The 16,438-nt window shown below is 56.6% G+C and carries 11 protein-coding genes; 3 read left to right on the plus strand and 8 right to left on the minus strand.

Annotation, left to right across the window (positions count from 1 at the left end):
* Positions 1-19 precede the first annotated feature (19 nt).
* On the minus strand, positions 20-1,006 hold the full coding sequence (locus Mal52_RS02350) for a sodium:calcium antiporter (RefSeq protein WP_145374045.1): 987 nt from the start codon (positions 1,004-1,006) through the stop codon (positions 20-22).
* A gap of 103 nt (positions 1,007-1,109) precedes the next feature.
* On the opposite strand from Mal52_RS02350, the gene Mal52_RS02355 reads away from it, so the two are divergent.
* Entirely contained in the window at positions 1,110-3,827 is a 2,718-nt protein-coding gene (locus Mal52_RS02355; RefSeq protein ID WP_145374046.1) for a cation-translocating P-type ATPase, read from the plus strand.
* Between the two features lie 22 nt (positions 3,828-3,849).
* Here Mal52_RS02355 and Mal52_RS02360 read toward each other — a convergent pair whose 3' ends face one another.
* Both Mal52_RS02360 and Mal52_RS02365 read right to left on the minus strand, forming a co-directional pair.
* Entirely contained in the window at positions 3,850-4,662 is an 813-nt protein-coding gene (locus Mal52_RS02360; protein WP_145374048.1) for a formate/nitrite transporter family protein, read from the minus strand.
* Between the two features lie 94 nt (positions 4,663-4,756).
* On the minus strand, positions 4,757-7,189 hold the full coding sequence (locus Mal52_RS02365) for a heavy metal translocating P-type ATPase (RefSeq protein ID WP_145374049.1): 2,433 nt from the start codon (positions 7,187-7,189) through the stop codon (positions 4,757-4,759).
* A 297-nt stretch (positions 7,190-7,486) separates the two neighbouring features.
* Here Mal52_RS02365 and Mal52_RS02370 point away from each other — a divergent pair, with 297 nt between their 5' ends.
* Both Mal52_RS02370 and Mal52_RS02375 read left to right on the plus strand, forming a co-directional pair.
* Positions 7,487-8,215, plus strand: coding sequence for a carboxylesterase family protein (locus Mal52_RS02370; protein WP_197534613.1), 729 nt, complete (start codon positions 7,487-7,489; stop codon positions 8,213-8,215).
* Positions 8,216-8,219: 4 nt separating this feature from the next.
* A complete protein-coding gene (locus Mal52_RS02375; protein WP_197534614.1) occupies positions 8,220-8,705 on the plus strand; it encodes a DUF1499 domain-containing protein in 486 nt (161 codons plus the stop codon).
* A 129-nt stretch (positions 8,706-8,834) separates the two neighbouring features.
* Here Mal52_RS02375 and Mal52_RS02380 read toward each other — a convergent pair whose 3' ends face one another.
* The 5 genes from Mal52_RS02380 to Mal52_RS02400 form a co-directional block, all read right to left on the minus strand.
* Entirely contained in the window at positions 8,835-9,458 is a 624-nt protein-coding gene (locus Mal52_RS02380; protein WP_145374051.1) for a hypothetical protein, read from the minus strand.
* 242 nt (positions 9,459-9,700) lie between these two features.
* Positions 9,701-11,023, minus strand: a complete 1,323-nt coding sequence (locus Mal52_RS02385) for a DUF1501 domain-containing protein (RefSeq protein ID WP_145374052.1) — start codon at positions 11,021-11,023, stop codon at positions 9,701-9,703.
* Between the two features lie 163 nt (positions 11,024-11,186).
* Entirely contained in the window at positions 11,187-12,767 is a 1,581-nt protein-coding gene (locus Mal52_RS02390) for a DUF1549 domain-containing protein (RefSeq protein ID WP_145374054.1), read from the minus strand.
* A 26-nt stretch (positions 12,768-12,793) separates the two neighbouring features.
* Positions 12,794-13,276, minus strand: a complete 483-nt coding sequence (locus Mal52_RS02395) for a MarR family winged helix-turn-helix transcriptional regulator (RefSeq protein WP_145374056.1) — start codon at positions 13,274-13,276, stop codon at positions 12,794-12,796.
* Positions 13,277-13,687: 411 nt separating this feature from the next.
* On the minus strand, positions 13,688-16,336 hold the full coding sequence (locus Mal52_RS02400) for an amidohydrolase family protein (protein WP_145374057.1): 2,649 nt from the start codon (positions 16,334-16,336) through the stop codon (positions 13,688-13,690).
* Between the last annotated feature and the right edge of the window lie 102 nt (positions 16,337-16,438).

Below are 16,438 nucleotides of genomic sequence, written 5' to 3' on the forward strand. Positions count from 1 at the left end.
GCAAAACGGCTACGTCCAATCAATGGCTCATCCAAAACACAACCGAAAGGGCGGCCACCACCAGGACGACCAACAGTGCCGCATCCGGTTCGACAATCCAGAGTCGTTTTTCGGCGCGATACAACATTCCTTGAATGGCGACAGCCGTGACGAAAATCACCATCGCAGCCGTGACGGCATGTGTCGGAGCTGCTGCGGCGAACAAAGAGCCGTCGTAGAAAAAATCGACTCCGACGAAGATCAGCATGTTGAAGGCATTGCTACCGAAAATGTTGCCGATCGCCAAATCGGTGGCCCCCATGCGTAGGGCGGTCAGTGTCGTGACGGCTTCGGGCAACGAGGTAATAAAGGCCACAAACAATGTGCCGACGATCGTTCGCCCCAATCCGCTGATGTCCGCCAATTCGCTCGCCACACTTGCCAGTTTCGGGGCAGCGACAAAAATCACTGCGGCGGAGAGCAGGTATCCTGTCAAACTTTTGGCACGCGACATGGTCGGTGTTTCGGCCGCCTGCGGGGCTTGGCTCAACGCATATTGCTGATCGAAAAAAATCAAACGCAGGCAAAACAGATACGTGATTAACAAAAACCACGACCCCGGCCCGAGGCGGAGGAACGTTCCGGGAAACTTGACCAGCAGAAAAAACAACACGACCGCTGTGAGGAGAATTCCAGAAACTGCCGAAAGCGCATGGGCCGACGCCGCTTTTGAAAGGGCTGCGCCATGCGTTTTTGTGCACAAATCAAGCACGGCCAGGATTAACAAATTAAACAGCGAGCTTCCCAGCAGGTCTCCCAGGGTTAAATCCACAGCGGGAATCATGGCAGCCTTGCAGCCGACAAGCAGTTCCGGCAAACTCGTCGCTAACGCGAGCAACACAACGCCAGCCATGGAACGCCCCATGCCCGTAATCAGGCCGACTTGGTCAGCGAAACGGGCGAGCAGTGTTCCCGCGACAACGACGACCAAAGCAATCAAAATGAATTGTGCGATCAGTCCGGCCATACGCTTCTTTCCGGCAATGTCTGGAAATGGTAGCGAATCTTCCAGGCATACATCCTAACAGCGATTGTTTCTAGAACAATCTCACCGGTCTCCACTCTCGATCATGCAAAAACAAATTCAAGCCGACACAGCTCCGAAGACCCCCTGGCACGCCCTGCCAAGTGCGGAGGTGATTTCGCAGCTTGGCAGCGATTTGAAATCCGGTCTGTCGGCAGCCGAATCGCAAGCACGTTTGAAATCCTACGGCCCGAATGAGCTGCTCTCCACGGAAGAAACGCGTTGGTATACGGTCTTGCTACGTCAGTTTTGGGACGTCATCATCGGCATTTTGATGATCGCGGCTTTGATGTCGGCGGTGACCGGTGAATTGATCGACGCGGCTGCGATTTTAATTATCGTCGTGCTCAATGGAGTGTTAGGATTCATCCAGGAGTGGAAGGCGGAACAAGCGCTGAAAGCTTTGCAGCAAATGCTTGCGCCGCAGTGTACCGTCGTTCGGGATGGACGCGAACTTCAAATCGAGGCCGCACAGATCGTGCCGGGCGATTTGGTACATCTGCGCGTCGGAAATCGCGTACCTGCCGATTTGCGGCTGACAGCGGCCGTTAACTTGAAGGTCGATGAATCGGCACTCACCGGTGAATCCGACTCGGTCTCTAAAGGGATGGAACCGGTTGACGAATCGACACCCTTGGCCGAGAAATCCTCAATGGTCTGGATGGGGACGGCGGTCACCAACGGCCATGCGTCCGGCATCGTCGTAGGGACTGGAGAAGCGACCGAGTTCGGACGCGTCGCTCAACTGACACAAGCCATCGGACCGGAAACGACGCCCCTGCAACGCCGCACAGCTGTTTTGGGTAAGCAGTTGGGACTGATTGCGATTGTGGTTTCGGCACTGATCGCCGTTGGTGGTTGGTTCGCCGGCAAACCGACGCTGGATATGTTTCTGACCGGCGTCTCGTTGGCCGTTGCAGTCGTTCCCGAAGGACTCCCAGCGGTCATCACCATTACATTAGCGCTCGGCGTGCGGGCGATGGCAAAGAAACAGGCGCTGCTGCGTCGATTGACCGCCGCCGAGGCCTTGGGAGCGGCATCGGTCGTCTGCACGGACAAAACCGGCACCTTGACTAAAAACGAAATGACCGTTCAGCAAATCTGGTTGCCGGCCGGCCATATCGATGTGACCGGCACCGGCTACGATCCCGCTGGTCATTTTGAAGTGGATGGGGAACGGCTCGATTATCAATCGCGGCCCGATTTGTTGGCATTTTTAGAAACTGGTTTGCGGTGTAATCACTCCACGCTGCAACAGACCGACGAGGGTTGGCAGCAGTCGGGCGAACCCACCGAAGCCGCACTGGTTGTGGCTGCCTATAAAGCCTGGATGCCGTCGGTCGAAACCGGCGAAGACTCCACGGAATTCTCGTTCAATTCGACGCGCAAACGGATGACCGTCGTTGAGCGGAAATCCGAAGGTTCGCTGGCGCATGTCAAAGGCGCCCCGGAGGTGATTCTCGGCCGCTGTCAACGCATCTTAAAGGACAACGACGAACAACCACTGACTGAGGAGGACCGTCAGCGCATCCAGCAGGCCTATGCAGAAATGGCCAATCAAGGCTTGCGCGTCTTGGCAATCGCTCGCCGCAAACTGCCGCTCGATTTTAAGTTGGATGAGGACGCCGTCGAACAGGACCTGACATTGTTGGGATTGGCCGGCATCATCGATCCACCCCGTCCGGAAGTTTCAGCGGCCATTCAGACCGCCGCTCTGGCGGGTATCCATGTCATCATGATTACCGGCGACGCTGCGCCCACGGCATTGGCCATCGCCAAGCGAATAGGTCTGAGCGCCGAACAGGCACTCACCGGTAACGAGCTAGAGCAGCTGGATGATGCGGCATTGCTTGAACGCTTAATGCAAAAAATCGTAATCGCTCGTGCGACCCCCGAACAGAAACTGCGGATCGTGACCTTGCTGCAAGGCGACGGGCATGTCGTGGCCATGACGGGCGATGGCGTGAACGATGCGCCTGCGTTGAAGAAAGCCGAGATCGGCATCGCCATGGGGTTGCGGGGCACGGATGTCGCCAAGGGGGCCGCCGACATGGTGCTGACGGACGACAACTTCAGTTCCATCATCAATGCCGTCGAAGAGGGTCGCCGCCAATATGACAACATCCAGAAATTCGTCCTGTATTTGCTCTCCTCGAATACGGGCGAAGTCTTAGCGATCTTTTGTAATATCCTATTGGGCGGACCGTTGATTCTGTTACCCGTGCAGATTTTGTGGATGAATCTAGTCACCGATGGCGTGACCGCTGTCGCGCTGGGGTTAGAACCGATCGAAGCTGGAAACATGCACCGCCCTCCGCGCGATTCCAACCAGCCGCTGCTTGACCGTCGTGGGATGGTCATGATCGGCCTGCTTGGTTCCTACCTGGCGGCTGTGGCGCTGTGGTTAATGTACGACTCTTGGGGCAGCGATGATCCGCATGATAAGGCGATTGCGCAGACGATGGCCTTTTGTGGACTCATCATTGCGGAGAAAATCAACGTCTTCAATTTCCGTACACTGCGGACGTCGCTGTTTCGGCTCAATTTCTTTTCCAATCCTTGGATCCTAATCGCCTGTCTCGGCATGATCGGGCTGCAAGTCGCCGCGGTTTACGTCCCGTTTTTACAAACGGCGCTGCATACTGTTCCGCTGGGCCTACAGGATTGGGGCCTGATCGTCGCCTTGACGCTGCCGGTGCTGGTCTTAGGCGAGGCGTATAAGTGGTTCTTGCGGCGCGGTGACTCTGAGGTTGCCCACGATTGATGCCCAGAATTCGCCGGCAGCTTCAACCTGATTTTCCGCGGCAGTAAATCACCCAATACACCATCCCCACCATTCCGGCGCCGCCCACGAGATTCCCCAAGGTGACGGGCAGTAGGTTGTGGATGGCAAAGGCGCTCCAGCTTAGCTCCGCAGGTCCATTTCCTTCGGCCAGGATCAAGCCGAGTGGGACGAAGTACATGTTGGCGACGCAGTGCTCAAATCCGGCGGCGACAAATGCGGTGATGGGGAAGATCACCGCTACAATTCGATCAGTGACACTCTTGCCGGCCATCGCCAACCACACTGCCAAGCAGACCAGCACGTTGCATAAGACGCCTCTGAAGAAAGCTTCGCCGAATCCCAATGAGCACTTACCGGTTGCAATGGCAATGGCTGTCGCCCCGACCGCGCCGCCATTCATCGTAGCTTGACCCGACAAAGCCACCAAGAGGGCGAGGCCGGCTGCGCCGAAGAAATTGGTGATGTACACCAGCCCCAGGTTTCGCACGATCAGTTTGGTGGAAATTTGCCGATCGACCCAGGCCATGACCATCAGGTTATTGCCCGTGAATAACTCAGCACCGGCCACAACGACGAGAATCAAACCGAGCGAAAATACCGTGCCGCCCAACACGCGTTGAACGGCGAAGCTCAGAGAACTGTCGCTGACCACGAGCGTGTAGAACAGTGCGCCCAGTCCGATGAAACCGCCCGCAAGCACTCCCAATGCCGCCAGAGGAATCAACGGCAGATTGGCTTTCGTGACACCGACCGTCTCAATGCGAGCGGCGACTTCCTTGGGGGTGTAGGCTTCCGCACCAAATATTTCGGACATATTCTTTCCGGGAAACGGTGGCAGGAATAAAGTGGCATCGTACCGATTGGACTATGGCAACACAATTCCGCAGCAATGAGACTAGGACCGACGCTCAATCCAAATTGGTCGTTCGCAGTCGCAATGCGTTGGCGATCACCGACACGGAACTGAAACTCATGGCAGCGGCGGCGATCATCGGATTGAGTAACAGCCCCATGACCGGATAGAGGACACCGGCGGCAATCGGCACGCCGAGCGCGTTGTAGATGAATGCGAAAAACAGGTTCTGCCGAATGTTGCGCATCGTGTGGCGACTGAGATTAACCGCTTTGATGATTCCTCGCAGATCTCCTTTGACGAGAGTAACCCCCGCCGATTCGATCGCCACATCGGTTCCCGTTCCCATAGCGATGCCGACATCGGCCAGCGCCAGCGCCGGTGCATCATTGATGCCGTCGCCCGCCATCGCCACCTTGCGGCCTTCGCTTTTGAGTGCTTGGATCCGCGCCTGTTTATCCTCAGGCCGCACGCCCGCTTCGAACTCATCGATTCCCAATTGCTCGGCGACCGTCTGCGCTGTTTTCTCGTTGTCGCCGGTTAACATAATGATCCGCAGCCCCAATTGGTGCAGTGCAGTAACGGCTTCGGCGGTGGAGGCTTTGATCGGATCGGAGACAGCGATGATTCCGGCGAAACGTTGGTCCACAGCAACATACATCACCGTCCGTCCCTGCCGTTGCAGTTCATCGACCTTCTCGTCCAAGACCGCGAACTCCTGCACCTGCCGTTCTTCCAACAACGACCGTTTGCCAATCAGCACAGCCTTGCCGTCAACGGTTCCATGCACCCCTCCGCCTGTGACCGAGTCGAAATCAGCGGTGCTCGATAAACTAAGCTCCCGATCTTTGGCTCCTTGAACGATGGCATGCGCCAACGGATGCTCGCTGTTTTGTTCGACGCTCGCCGCCAAGCGTAACAGGTCCTCTTCGGGATAGTCCTGAGCCGCAATGCACTCCGTCAGTTTGGGGCGGCCTTCGGTCAACGTGCCGGTTTTGTCGACGACGAGTGTGTCAATTTTTTCCAAGGTCTCCAAAACTTCGGCATCCTTAATCAGCACGCCAGCCTTCGCTCCGCGCCCAACCCCCACCATGATTGACATCGGCGTGGCCAGTCCCAATGCACAGGGGCAGGCGATGATCAAGACGGCGACCGCATTGACGAGCGCCCAAGCCAAGGCGGGTTGCTTTGGCTGGAGGACTGCCCAAGCAATAAACGTCAGCACCGCGCACAGCACCACCGCTGGCACGAAATAACCGGCGACGACGTCGGCAACTTTTTGAATCGGCGCGCGACTCCGCTGGGCGTCCGAGACCATATTGACAATCTGCGCCAACACCGTGTCTCCGCCCACTTTTTCTGCTTCCATCAAAAACGCACCGGTCTGGTTGACCGTTCCACCGATCACTTCGTCGCCGGTTTGTTTTTGCACCGCCGCCGGTTCGCCGGTGATCATCGACTCGTCGACGGAACTTTTCCCCTCCGTCAATTTGCCGTCGACAGGGATTTTCTCACCCGGACGAACACGCAGCACATCCCCTTGCTGGACGTCATCCAACGGCACCTCTTGCTCTTGGCCGTCACGAACGATACGAGCGGTCGGGGGCGCCAACGACATCAATTCCCGAATCGCATGCCCGGTCCGCCGTCGCGCACGAAGTTCCAGCACCTGTCCAAGCAGCACCAACGTAATGATCACCGCCGCTGCTTCGAAATAGACCTCCACATGCCCGTCGGTTTTCAGGTCGTCGGGAACCAGTCCCGGAAACAGCACGACCAACAGACTGAACAAATACGCCGTCCCGGTGCCGATGGCGATCAGGGTGAACATGTTGAGGTTCCAAGTCAGAATCGACCGCCACCCCCGCACAAAAAAGGGCCAGCCCGCCCACAACACGACCGGCGTGCTCAACACGACTTGCAACCACGTATGCAGCGTATGCCCCAACCACTGGTCGACCGGCACCCCCACCATCGGCAGCATGGCTAAGAGGAACACAGGAATGCTCAGCGACAAAGCCACCCAAAATCGCAGCAGCATACTCCGCAGTTCCGTATCATCTTCCGGTGCGTCCGCCTCGACGTATTTCGGCTCCAAATCCATTCCGCACTTGGGACAGCTCCCCGGATGGTCCTGTTCGATCTCCGGATGCATGGGGCAGGTGTAGATCGTTTTTTTGCTTGAGGTGACCTGTGCTGACTCCAGCGCCATTCCACATTTCGGACAGTCCCCCGGTTGATCCGATTCGACACCCTCGCACATCGGGCAGAAATAGTTCTTGGTTGTCTTGCGCGGAGTTGTGTCGGTCGGTTGTTCTTGATGACAACACCCGCCTAATTGCACCATGTCCGGCGGCGATTCTGCGTCTGGCTTTAAGAACTTTTGCCGGCAATGTTCGCTGCAAAAGTAAAACGTCTCGCCATCGCGGGTCGTCTTGAGATCCGTAGATTCATCCACTTGCATGTGACAGATCGGGTCGATGGCCATGTTTGTCCTCTGGTGAATGCCGACAGTATCGAACGTCGCAACCGTCAGGTTATCCCACAGCACTGGGATTGCCAACTATGAGCACTCGAAGTTGACCAAAGCGAATGTCTGCTCGTTGGGCTTGAGTCATGAACCTATTCGGGCGGCGACATTCACGATAAACTCAAAGTTCGCCGACCAGACCCACCACAACTAGAATCAGTTTCAAAACCCGGTTGCGGTTGTTCCCGTAACGTTCAAATCAGTGTCAGTGGGACGCGTCAGAGGGTTTTGAAATTATTTGTAGGAGAGACATCGATGACACCGCGCGGGACGTTTTTTTTGACTTGGATTGTATTGTGCTCAATGGGCAACTTCGGATTCTGTGACGAACCTGTCGCCGGCCAACGCGCGGGCCGGTTGGATATGCAAGTCCAGGTGCAAATGAACTACCTGTTGTATTTGCCGCAGGATTACGATTCGCAACCCAGTTGGCCGCTGATGCTGTTCCTGCATGGTGCTGGGGAGCGTGGAGAGGATCTGGAACTGGTGAAGATGCACGGTCCCCCCAAGCTGATCGCCGCCGGCCAGCAGTTTCCTTTCATCGTGGTTTCGCCGCAATGCCCCAAAGACAAGGAATGGGAACCGATTGAACTGCTGGCGCTGCTCGACGATGTGAGTCGTCAATACAACGTGGATCCCGATCGCATTTATGTGACCGGACTGAGCATGGGAGGCTTTGGAAGTTGGCGATTGGCCGCTTATGCGCCGGATCGATTAGCGGCCATTGCCCCGATTTGCGGCGGCGGGGAAAAACATTGGGCCAAGCGATATCCGCATCTGCCTGTTTGGGCCTTCCATGGCGGAAAAGATCCCGGCGTGCCGGTGGAACGTACGCAGACGATGGTCGATGCTCTGATCGAGAAGGGCGGCAATCCGCAGCTGACGATTTACCCCGAAGCAGGACACAATTCGTGGACCGCTACGTACGCCAACCCCGAGTTTTACAAATGGTTGTTGCGGCAAAAAAGAACTGACAAGGAATAAAACGTTGAAACGCAAATTCTTGCGCGGCGTACTCTACTTCGTGCTTGCCATCGTGGTTTTAGGGATCGGATTGCTCATGACGCTCAGTTTCTTCGGCAAGCGACCCCATGACTTGGGGGTCACCGACGGGCAGCTTAAACCTTGTCCGGACACGCCGAATTGTGTGAATTCCCAATCCACTGATTCAGAACATGCAATCCCGCCGATTCCCTTCCAGGGACGGGCGGCTGAAGCAGGTGAGAAAATTCGCAGCGCACTGTTGCAGCAACCCCGGACACAGATCGTGAGTGATGACGGCGATTACATTCACGCGGAATCACGATCCGCACTGTTTCGCTTTGTGGATGACGTCGAAATCTACATCGATGCCGAGCAGCACCTCATCCACATCCGTTCCGCCTCACGCGTGGGCCGCTCGGACTTGGGCGTGAATCGCCAACGCGTAGAGTCAATCCGCCAAGCCTTCACCAACGCGCCGCCTGAACCGTAGGGTGCGTCACGACGCACCTTTCTATGTAGTACGGCTGATTTTCCTCGCGAAACAAGACGTTCCACACGTTTCGGAATAAGAATTGACCGCAGAGCAGCGAGAAAAAAACGGCCGTGGCGAATCCAGGCATCACTTACCTACCGTGACGCCTTCAATCAACGTTGCGGCGGTTGCATCGCCAAACGCATGTTGAAGTTCGTTCAATAATTCGTCACGAGTCTGCGGATCGGCGACGTGGCCGGTTAAAGTAATTTGGCCTGCGGATATTGGTTCAATCGCCACGTCTGGAAATCTCTCGTCCTGCAAGATCGGTGACAGTACTTGCCCCCGCTCATAGCCAGCTTGGAGGTTATGGATGTGTTCGTTGATGTTCGAACCTAGGATAAATGCGGCAACAAGCGATGCCACAAACGTTACAGCTAGAATCAATCCGAACATCGACCGAAACACCCGTCGGATTTTACCACGGGGAACGGGTTTCTCGTCGGTGTCTGTTTCAATCAGCGAGTTATCGTTCCACAACATGAATGCGACGACAAGGACCCCCACGAGGAGGCCCGCAAACAGACCCTGCGTCAGACCCAACCCAATGCCCGTTTGTAGAGGAGCGAAATCGGAGGAACTGTCGATGGAGAACATGGTGCGGTAATAACCCGGCGCCCATTGCCCCAAAGCCGCACCAATTCCCATGCCCAGCAGTGCACATGTGAAAGCGGTCAGCATGACGATGCCGAATGCCTTTTTGAGCGCCATAACAAACCTCGGATCAAACGGAATTCACAACTCAGCCCGTAGGGTGCGTCGCGACGCACCTTTCGATGGAGTACAGCTGAATATCCTAATGAATTTAAACGTCCCACACGATTCGGCAAAAAGAATTGACCGCGGATGAAAACGGCCGATCAACCAAACACCGGTCCCTAAACCAAGCGGACGCCCGCAAAAAACTCTCTGCGCCTCGGCGTCTCTGCGCGAGATTTTTCGTCACATGACAATTACGCAAACAACTCGCCAATCAATTCCCCGCCTTCGACCAACTTAATCGGCCGTTCGTTGGTCGCCATGTATTCGTCGTGCGGATCGAGGCCCAGGATGTGGCAGAAGGTGACGAACAAATCTTGCACTGCCACGGGACGCTCGGTGACATCCTTGCCGTCTTTGTCGGTGGCGCCGATGACCTGGCCGCCTTGCACTCCGCCGCCCGAGAAGGCCGTCAACCAGCCTTTGGAGTAATGGTCACGACCGCCGTCAGGTTTGATCTTGGGTGTCCGTCCGAACTCTCCCATCCAGACCACGAGCGTATTATCCAACATACCTCGGCGTTCCAGGTCGTGGAGCAGGGCGGGGTAGGCTTGGTCGGTTTCGCGGCACAACAGTGGGTTGTCGCGGAAGCCGTTGTTGTGCGTGTCCCAGCCGGCATCGTTGCGGCCGCCGGTGCTGATGACTTCGATAAAGCTAACCCCCTGTTCCACCAACCGACGAGCGAGCAGGCAGCCTTGACCGAATTCGGTATGCCCATATTCGTCGCGGATTTTCGTCGGCTCGTTTTCTAAATCGAACACGCCGAGTCGCGGGCTGAGCACGAATTTTTCGGTGCGGGCATAGATGTCGCGTTTTTCCTGGATCAGCATGTCGGTTGCCGAGGAATGGTACTCGGTATCGAATTGCGCTGCCAAACTCAGTCGCCGCCTGAGCGTCGCTTCATCGACCACCGGTTCGACATTGGCCGGCAATGCGCCGGGCGAGGGGACATTGAACGAGGCATATTTCGCGCCCAGTACGCCGGCGTCAACGTCACGCGTGGCGATCCGTGGTTTGCCGATCCGCACAAAACTGGGCAAATCCAAATCCGGATCGAAACGATCCCGCGCCACCACCGAACCGAATGTCGGATAGCGGACCGATACCGACGGGGGATAGCCGGTCCGGACCAGTGCAATTGCGCGGTCATGCACGGCGATGTTGCTGTGCATCGAGCGAATCAGTGCGATTTTATCTAATGACTGAGCTGTGCGAGGCCAGAATTCGGCGAATTCGATGCCGGGCAGGGTGGTCGAGATCGCCGTTGCCGGTCCTTGGAACTTTGAGCCGACTTTGGGATTGAATGATTCAAATTGGCTCGGCCCGCCATCCATCCACAACAGAATCATCGACTTGCCGCGTTTACGCAGTTCGTCAGCCTGGAGCGAAACAAGATCCCGCCAACCCAGCGTTAAAGCCCCCGCCGCCCCGGCGCCAACGGCAAGCTGCTTCATAAACCCACGGCGACTCACCACACCGTCCCGCGACATCCCGACGTCGATCATTGGTGCGTGCATGGCGATGGTGGCTCCGAGTGGTTTGGGGTGCAGGATTGTTTTTCGGCAGAGGGGAAAAAGGCTTTAGGCTATAGTCCGTAGGCTTTAGAAAAAGGCAACAATGCTCACTGGCATTCAACAACCAACCCTAAAGCCTCAAGTCTACAGCCTCAAGCCTCACTTTCTATCGTGTCGTAAACTCCACCGTATTCACCAATCCCCACAGCAAGTCTTCGAAAGCGGCGTTGCGGTTGCCGACTTTCTGGATGTGCTTTGTGGCGATGGTGGTTTCTCGTTCTGTGGGTTGGCGAGCTAAGACTTGCAGAAACAGTTGTTCAATGGCGGCCTGGTTCTTGGGATAGGTGATCAAAAGCCGGCTCAATTGTGTGCCGCTCTCCGGGGCGGCGTTGATTTGTGCCTGCAGTTGTGTGTTGTTCATCAAAAACATCGCTTGCCCCATGGTGCGGGGTTGTTCTTCTTCGGGCAGCGAGGGGTCGGCGGCAAAGGCTTCGACGACTAATTCCCGTGTGCTTTTCGGCGGTGGCGGAAAACGAAAGGCCTTGGTCGCGGGGGCCTGTTCGCCTTTTACGTTGGGCAGTCCCGTCGCCATGAACAACGCATCATAAATCACATCGCCTCGCAATCGTTCCGCTGTGGTGCCGGCAGCCAGCAGATTGTCATCGCTTTGCGCATTCGGCAAACGGCGCTGATAGGCATCGGTTACCAGGATAATGCGGAACAGATCCTTGATGTCGTAACCGGTTGCCAAGAAATGCGAGGTGAGCGCCTCATGCACTTCGGGCAGCAAATGATCCTTATACGGCCCCATGTCGTCGACCGGTTCGTAGAATCCGCGACCCATCAGTTTGGCCCAGATACGATTCACATACGCCCGCGCAAACCACGGGTTATCGGGCAGCGTGATCAAATTCGCTAAGCGTTGCCGGCGGGCCATGTCTGGTTTTCCCAGCGGCAAACCTTCGCCCGTCATCAGCGTCGGCCGCATCGCCGATCCTGGTTTTTTGACATCAAGGGCATTGGGCATACGATATTCCCCTTTGCCGCGATCCGAAACGATCGTCCCGGTCCCATCCTGCACCTTGCCGAGCTTGCCTGCAGCCCGCGCGAAGAAAGCGGCCATTTGGTGAAACTCTTCGCGCTGCCAATCGTCGAAGGGATGATCGTGGCATTCGGCGCACTGCAGTTGCAGTCCCAAAAAGACGCGAGCGGTCTCCGCCCCTAATTTGACGGCGTTGCCTTGATGGTATCCGACAAACGTGGCGGCGGGGTTTTGTTTGATCGGTCCGGTGCCGGTCAAAATCGCACGTGTAATTTCCGCCCAGGAATGATTGGCGTTCAGTTCCGCTGCGAGCCATTGCTGAAACAAATCGTAATTCAAAAACGTCAATTCGGGAGGCGGCACGCGGGCACTGATCGTGTCGCGCCAGTAATGCGCCCAGTGCGTTCCGAATTCTTCGCTGTCCAGCAATTGGTCAATGGCCGCCGCGCGTCGGTCGGGGTTCTCATCGGCCGCGAAACGGGTCGACTCCGCTGGGGTCGGTTGGCGGCCGATCAGGTCTAGGCTCAGGCGCCGCAAGAACTGCTCATCGCCGACAACCGCTTGTGCGTCCGTGTCGGATAACGAATTGACAATCAGTTGGTCGACTTGTCCGGGCGAAATCCGCGCGGCTGGTTCGGCGGCATTGGCAGTCGCAGCCAACAGCACGATGGTATTGACAACTAGGAGGTGTGCAATAACCCGCATGGAGTCGCCCTGACTGTTGTCTCGGTTCAAGAATTTGTCGTCTCGCTGCAACCGGCGGTCGCGACCAAGGCCTCTTTGTCGCCGTTGAGATTGTGACGAATCTTCCCGCACAATTCCTTGAAGAGTGCCAGCTCTTCTTCAGTCAGTCCCACAGCTGCCTGTTCGCGGGTTTCGCGGGCACATTGCACGCCCCGTTCCCAAAGCTGTTCTGCCTTGTCGGTCGCGCGGATCCGTTTGCAGCGACGATCCTCGGAACACGGGACTCGTTCCAGAATGCCATCGCGCTCCATGCGATCCAAGATTCCGGCCAAGGTTGGCGCTTCGATTCCCATGCGGTCGCCCAACTGTCGTTGTGTTTGTTCCCCATGCATGGAAATCATGGCCAGGACTTCCCATTGCCGAAATGTAATTCCGTCCTGCACGAGCTTGGCATCGAGCGATTTGCGGATCGCATGCGATGTCGAACAAACCCAATATCCCAAACTCTGCTCAAAATCATAGGTCAACATAGAGATGGCTTTCGAAGCAAGTTCGGCGAAAATTGACGCAAATCTATTTTAGTCTTCGTCAATTGTGGGTCGAAGAATCCGAGAAAATATGCAGAGCGCATCGGAAACAAGGCAGGAAGGGACGATCGTCACCAGCCTCGTCTTCTTAATAATACGGTGTCCAGGTGACTCGAATCAAGCGGCTAACGTCTCCACCGGCTGGTATTTAGGTAATGTACTAAGTCACAAACCGGGAATGACCGGTTTTACGGTCCTTTTTCGCCGTTTCAAATGACACGCCTAAACTTCGGGGTGACCGCCGGGAAGGGAGGGCGAAGCTCCTGCTGAGCCGAAATTGCCGGTTAACGCGATCCGATAAACTCGACATTCTGCGAGCCACACCTTCCGGAGTGCGGTGAAACCGGAGTCGTATCAGTCCAGGCAGCAGGGGATATTGGGGCTGAAGTAGAACTGGCGTTGAGCGAGCGGAATCCGCGGCTGATCGGCGCGGCGATAGACCAGACGACCGTCGACGATGACGTGCGTCACCTGCGTCTTGTGTTCAAACGGGTCGCCGTCGTACAGCACGATGTCGGCCACCTTGCCCGGTTCTAAGCTGCCGTAGCGGTCGTCGATATTGAGGATTTTTGCCGCATCGAGTGTGACAGCCGCCAGCGCCCGCGCGCGACCCAGACCGTACACCATGGCCATGGCCGCTTCGTGGCGAATCACTCGTGTCTTGGGAACATACGTCTCCACGCCACTGCCGATTGCAATCGGAATTTTATGATCGGCCAGTGCCGCTGCATTCCCCAAGAACGAACGATAGGTTTCCATGCCCCCCACACGCTGCATTGTCGGGTGCACGATGACCGGTACGTTGGCGGTCTTAATTTGGTCTGCCACCAAATAGCCGTCGGCGGCCAATGCAATCATTGCCTCGAGTTTGAATTCCTTGGTCAAACGGAGTGCGGTCATAATATCGTCGCCCCGCTGGGCGCAGAACAGGGCGGGTACTTTTTTCTCCAGGACGCTGGTGAGTGCTTCCTGTTTCAGGTCACGATTGGGAACGTCGTCGGCATCTTGGTCCGGTTTCTTTTTGCGTGAGAAATTCGACGCACCCGTCAACGCCTCACGAATCAACGAAGCCGTTCCCATCCGCGTGCGCGGTTTGCGACCATCGTAGGTTTCTTTGGGCCATTCCCCCAGGTTGAACAACATCGCTTGTGGGAATCGAATCGTCATGCTCTCCGGCGTCCGTCCATATGTGTGAAACACCCCCGACAGACCGGCAATCACGTTTGCCCGTCCCGGACAGGCATGCACTGTGGTGATCCCTTGTTGCAGCAAAAATTGCAACAACGGTTCAGACGGATTGAAACCATCCAACACGCGGACGTCAGCCTGATTGGGGTCGCTCTCCTCGTTCGAGTCCTGATCCGCGCGGATGTTGTACTCCCCTTCCAGCGGCACCACACTGTGCGCGTCGATCAGTCCGGGAGAAACTTCCGTTGCGGCGACGACCGGAATGCCGGCGGCTATCTCCAATTCTGCTCGCGGCCCGGCGAATACAATTTTCCCGTCGCGCACATGCACGGCACCATCGTCGATGCTTTCACCGGCAACCGTGTGCAAACGGCCGGCGAGGATCACGAATTCTGTGCTCTGCAAATCAGCCTCCGTTGCGCCGGTAGGTGGAGTGGGGGCCTCCACGACTTGCAGCGGCGCGACAAGCGGTTTTGCGGGTGGGATTTGCGATTTATCACGCACGGCAAATCCGCCGGTTTGAAACAGCCGCTCCGACTCGTCCGCCAGATCAAACACGCGTTGGCCGTCAATGTAGGTTTCGAGCACCCGCGCATAAATGCTAAACGGCGGTCCGCTCAAGACCACGAAATCAGCATCCTTACCCGCTTCGAGAGAACCGAGACGATCGTCGAGATGCATCACCTCGGCTCCGTGTAGCGTGACTGCCTTGAGGGCGATGTCCTCGGGTAATCCGCCGCGCACGGCAATCGCCGCCGTCCGCAACATAAAACGGCTTTCGGTCACCGGGTCGTCCGTATTGACCAAAACTTTGACTCCCGCAGCCGCCAATTCCGCACCGCACTCTTCGAGAAACTGTACGACTTCAGCTTTGCCGCCCGGGCTGTCGAGGATGGTCATCGATACCGGTACGCCATGTCGGGCGATCTCGTCGATAATTTTGTACGACTCGGTGCCGTGTTGAATCACGAGGTCAAAGTCGAATTCATCTTTCAAACGCATCGTTGTCAACAAGTCGTCGGCGCGGTGCGAATGAAAGTGCACGGTCCGTTTTTTTTGCAGCACTTCGACGAGTGCTTCTAGGCCAAGGTCCACATCCGGCGGCGAGACCTCTTCACCGGCGGCAAGTTTCTTGCGGTACCCATCCCATTCACGGCGGTAGTCAATCGCTTTGAGAAATTCAGCCCGCTGCAGTGCGGCAATTTTCATGCGCGTGCCGGGCGCTTTTCCCTTGCTGCCGTAACTCCGCTTGGGGTTTTCGCCGTTGGCCATTTTTAAGCCCCCCAACATGTCAGGCGAAGCGATCCACATTTGTTCCGGCGTATGTCCCCGCAGTTTGACGTAGATAGTCTGCCCGCCGATCACATTGCCGCTACCCGGCATGATATTGGCCGTTGTCACGCCCCCGGCATTGGCCATGCGGATGCCCGGGTCAAACGGATTGAGCGAATCGAGCGCGCGGACCACGCTTTGCACCGGACCGGTCATTTCGTTGCCGTCGCTATTCGACGAAATGGCCGGCCGGGAATAGACACCCAGATGCGAATGCGTATCGACCAACCCTGGGATGATCACCTTCCCTGCAGCATCATGTACCTCGGCGCCGTCGGGAATCGCGACATCGTCCATCATACCCACAGCGACGATCTTGCCGCCCTCGACGAGCAGCGTTCCTGGATCAAACACTTTGCCGGCAGCCGTCAAAATCCGCGCGCCGCGATAGGCGATTGGCTTGGGTTCCGCTGCAGAGCAAAAACCGCTCATCGCGATGAACAAACAAGGGACAATCAGCAGACAGCGCAAAATAATTGGCATCAGAGGTGGTCCGTTTCATGGCCCCCCGGCAAAGCCGGGGGCTGGAAGGGCGTCGCCGGATTAAAAGCCGAATGATCCATCAGCCCCCGGCTTTGCCGGGGG

Origin of the sequence: Symmachiella dynata, assembly GCF_007747995.1 — a bacterium.
Lineage (GTDB): Bacteria > Planctomycetota > Planctomycetia > Planctomycetales > Planctomycetaceae > Symmachiella > Symmachiella dynata.

What these genes read in the sequence shown, in the direction of transcription:
- Mal52_RS02390 (WP_145374054.1), bottom strand. Translation starts at nt 12,767, where the DNA reads ATGCGGGTTATTGCACACCTCCTAGTTGTCAATACCATCGTGCTGTTG.
- Mal52_RS02355 (WP_145374046.1), top strand. Translation starts at nt 1,110, where the DNA reads ATGCAAAAACAAATTCAAGCCGACACAGCTCCGAAGACCCCCTGGCAC.
- Mal52_RS02360 (WP_145374048.1), bottom strand. Translation starts at nt 4,662, where the DNA reads ATGTCCGAAATATTTGGTGCGGAAGCCTACACCCCCAAGGAAGTCGCC.
- Mal52_RS02370 (WP_197534613.1), top strand. Translation starts at nt 7,487, where the DNA reads ATGACACCGCGCGGGACGTTTTTTTTGACTTGGATTGTATTGTGCTCA.
- Mal52_RS02380 (WP_145374051.1), bottom strand. Translation starts at nt 9,458, where the DNA reads ATGGCGCTCAAAAAGGCATTCGGCATCGTCATGCTGACCGCTTTCACA.
- Mal52_RS02365 (WP_145374049.1), bottom strand. Translation starts at nt 7,189, where the DNA reads ATGGCCATCGACCCGATCTGTCACATGCAAGTGGATGAATCTACGGAT.
- Mal52_RS02350 (WP_145374045.1), bottom strand. Translation starts at nt 1,006, where the DNA reads ATGGCCGGACTGATCGCACAATTCATTTTGATTGCTTTGGTCGTCGTT.
- Mal52_RS02395 (WP_145374056.1), bottom strand. Translation starts at nt 13,276, where the DNA reads ATGTTGACCTATGATTTTGAGCAGAGTTTGGGATATTGGGTTTGTTCG.
- Mal52_RS02400 (WP_145374057.1), bottom strand. Translation starts at nt 16,336, where the DNA reads ATGCCAATTATTTTGCGCTGTCTGCTGATTGTCCCTTGTTTGTTCATC.
- Mal52_RS02385 (WP_145374052.1), bottom strand. Translation starts at nt 11,023, where the DNA reads ATGCACGCACCAATGATCGACGTCGGGATGTCGCGGGACGGTGTGGTG.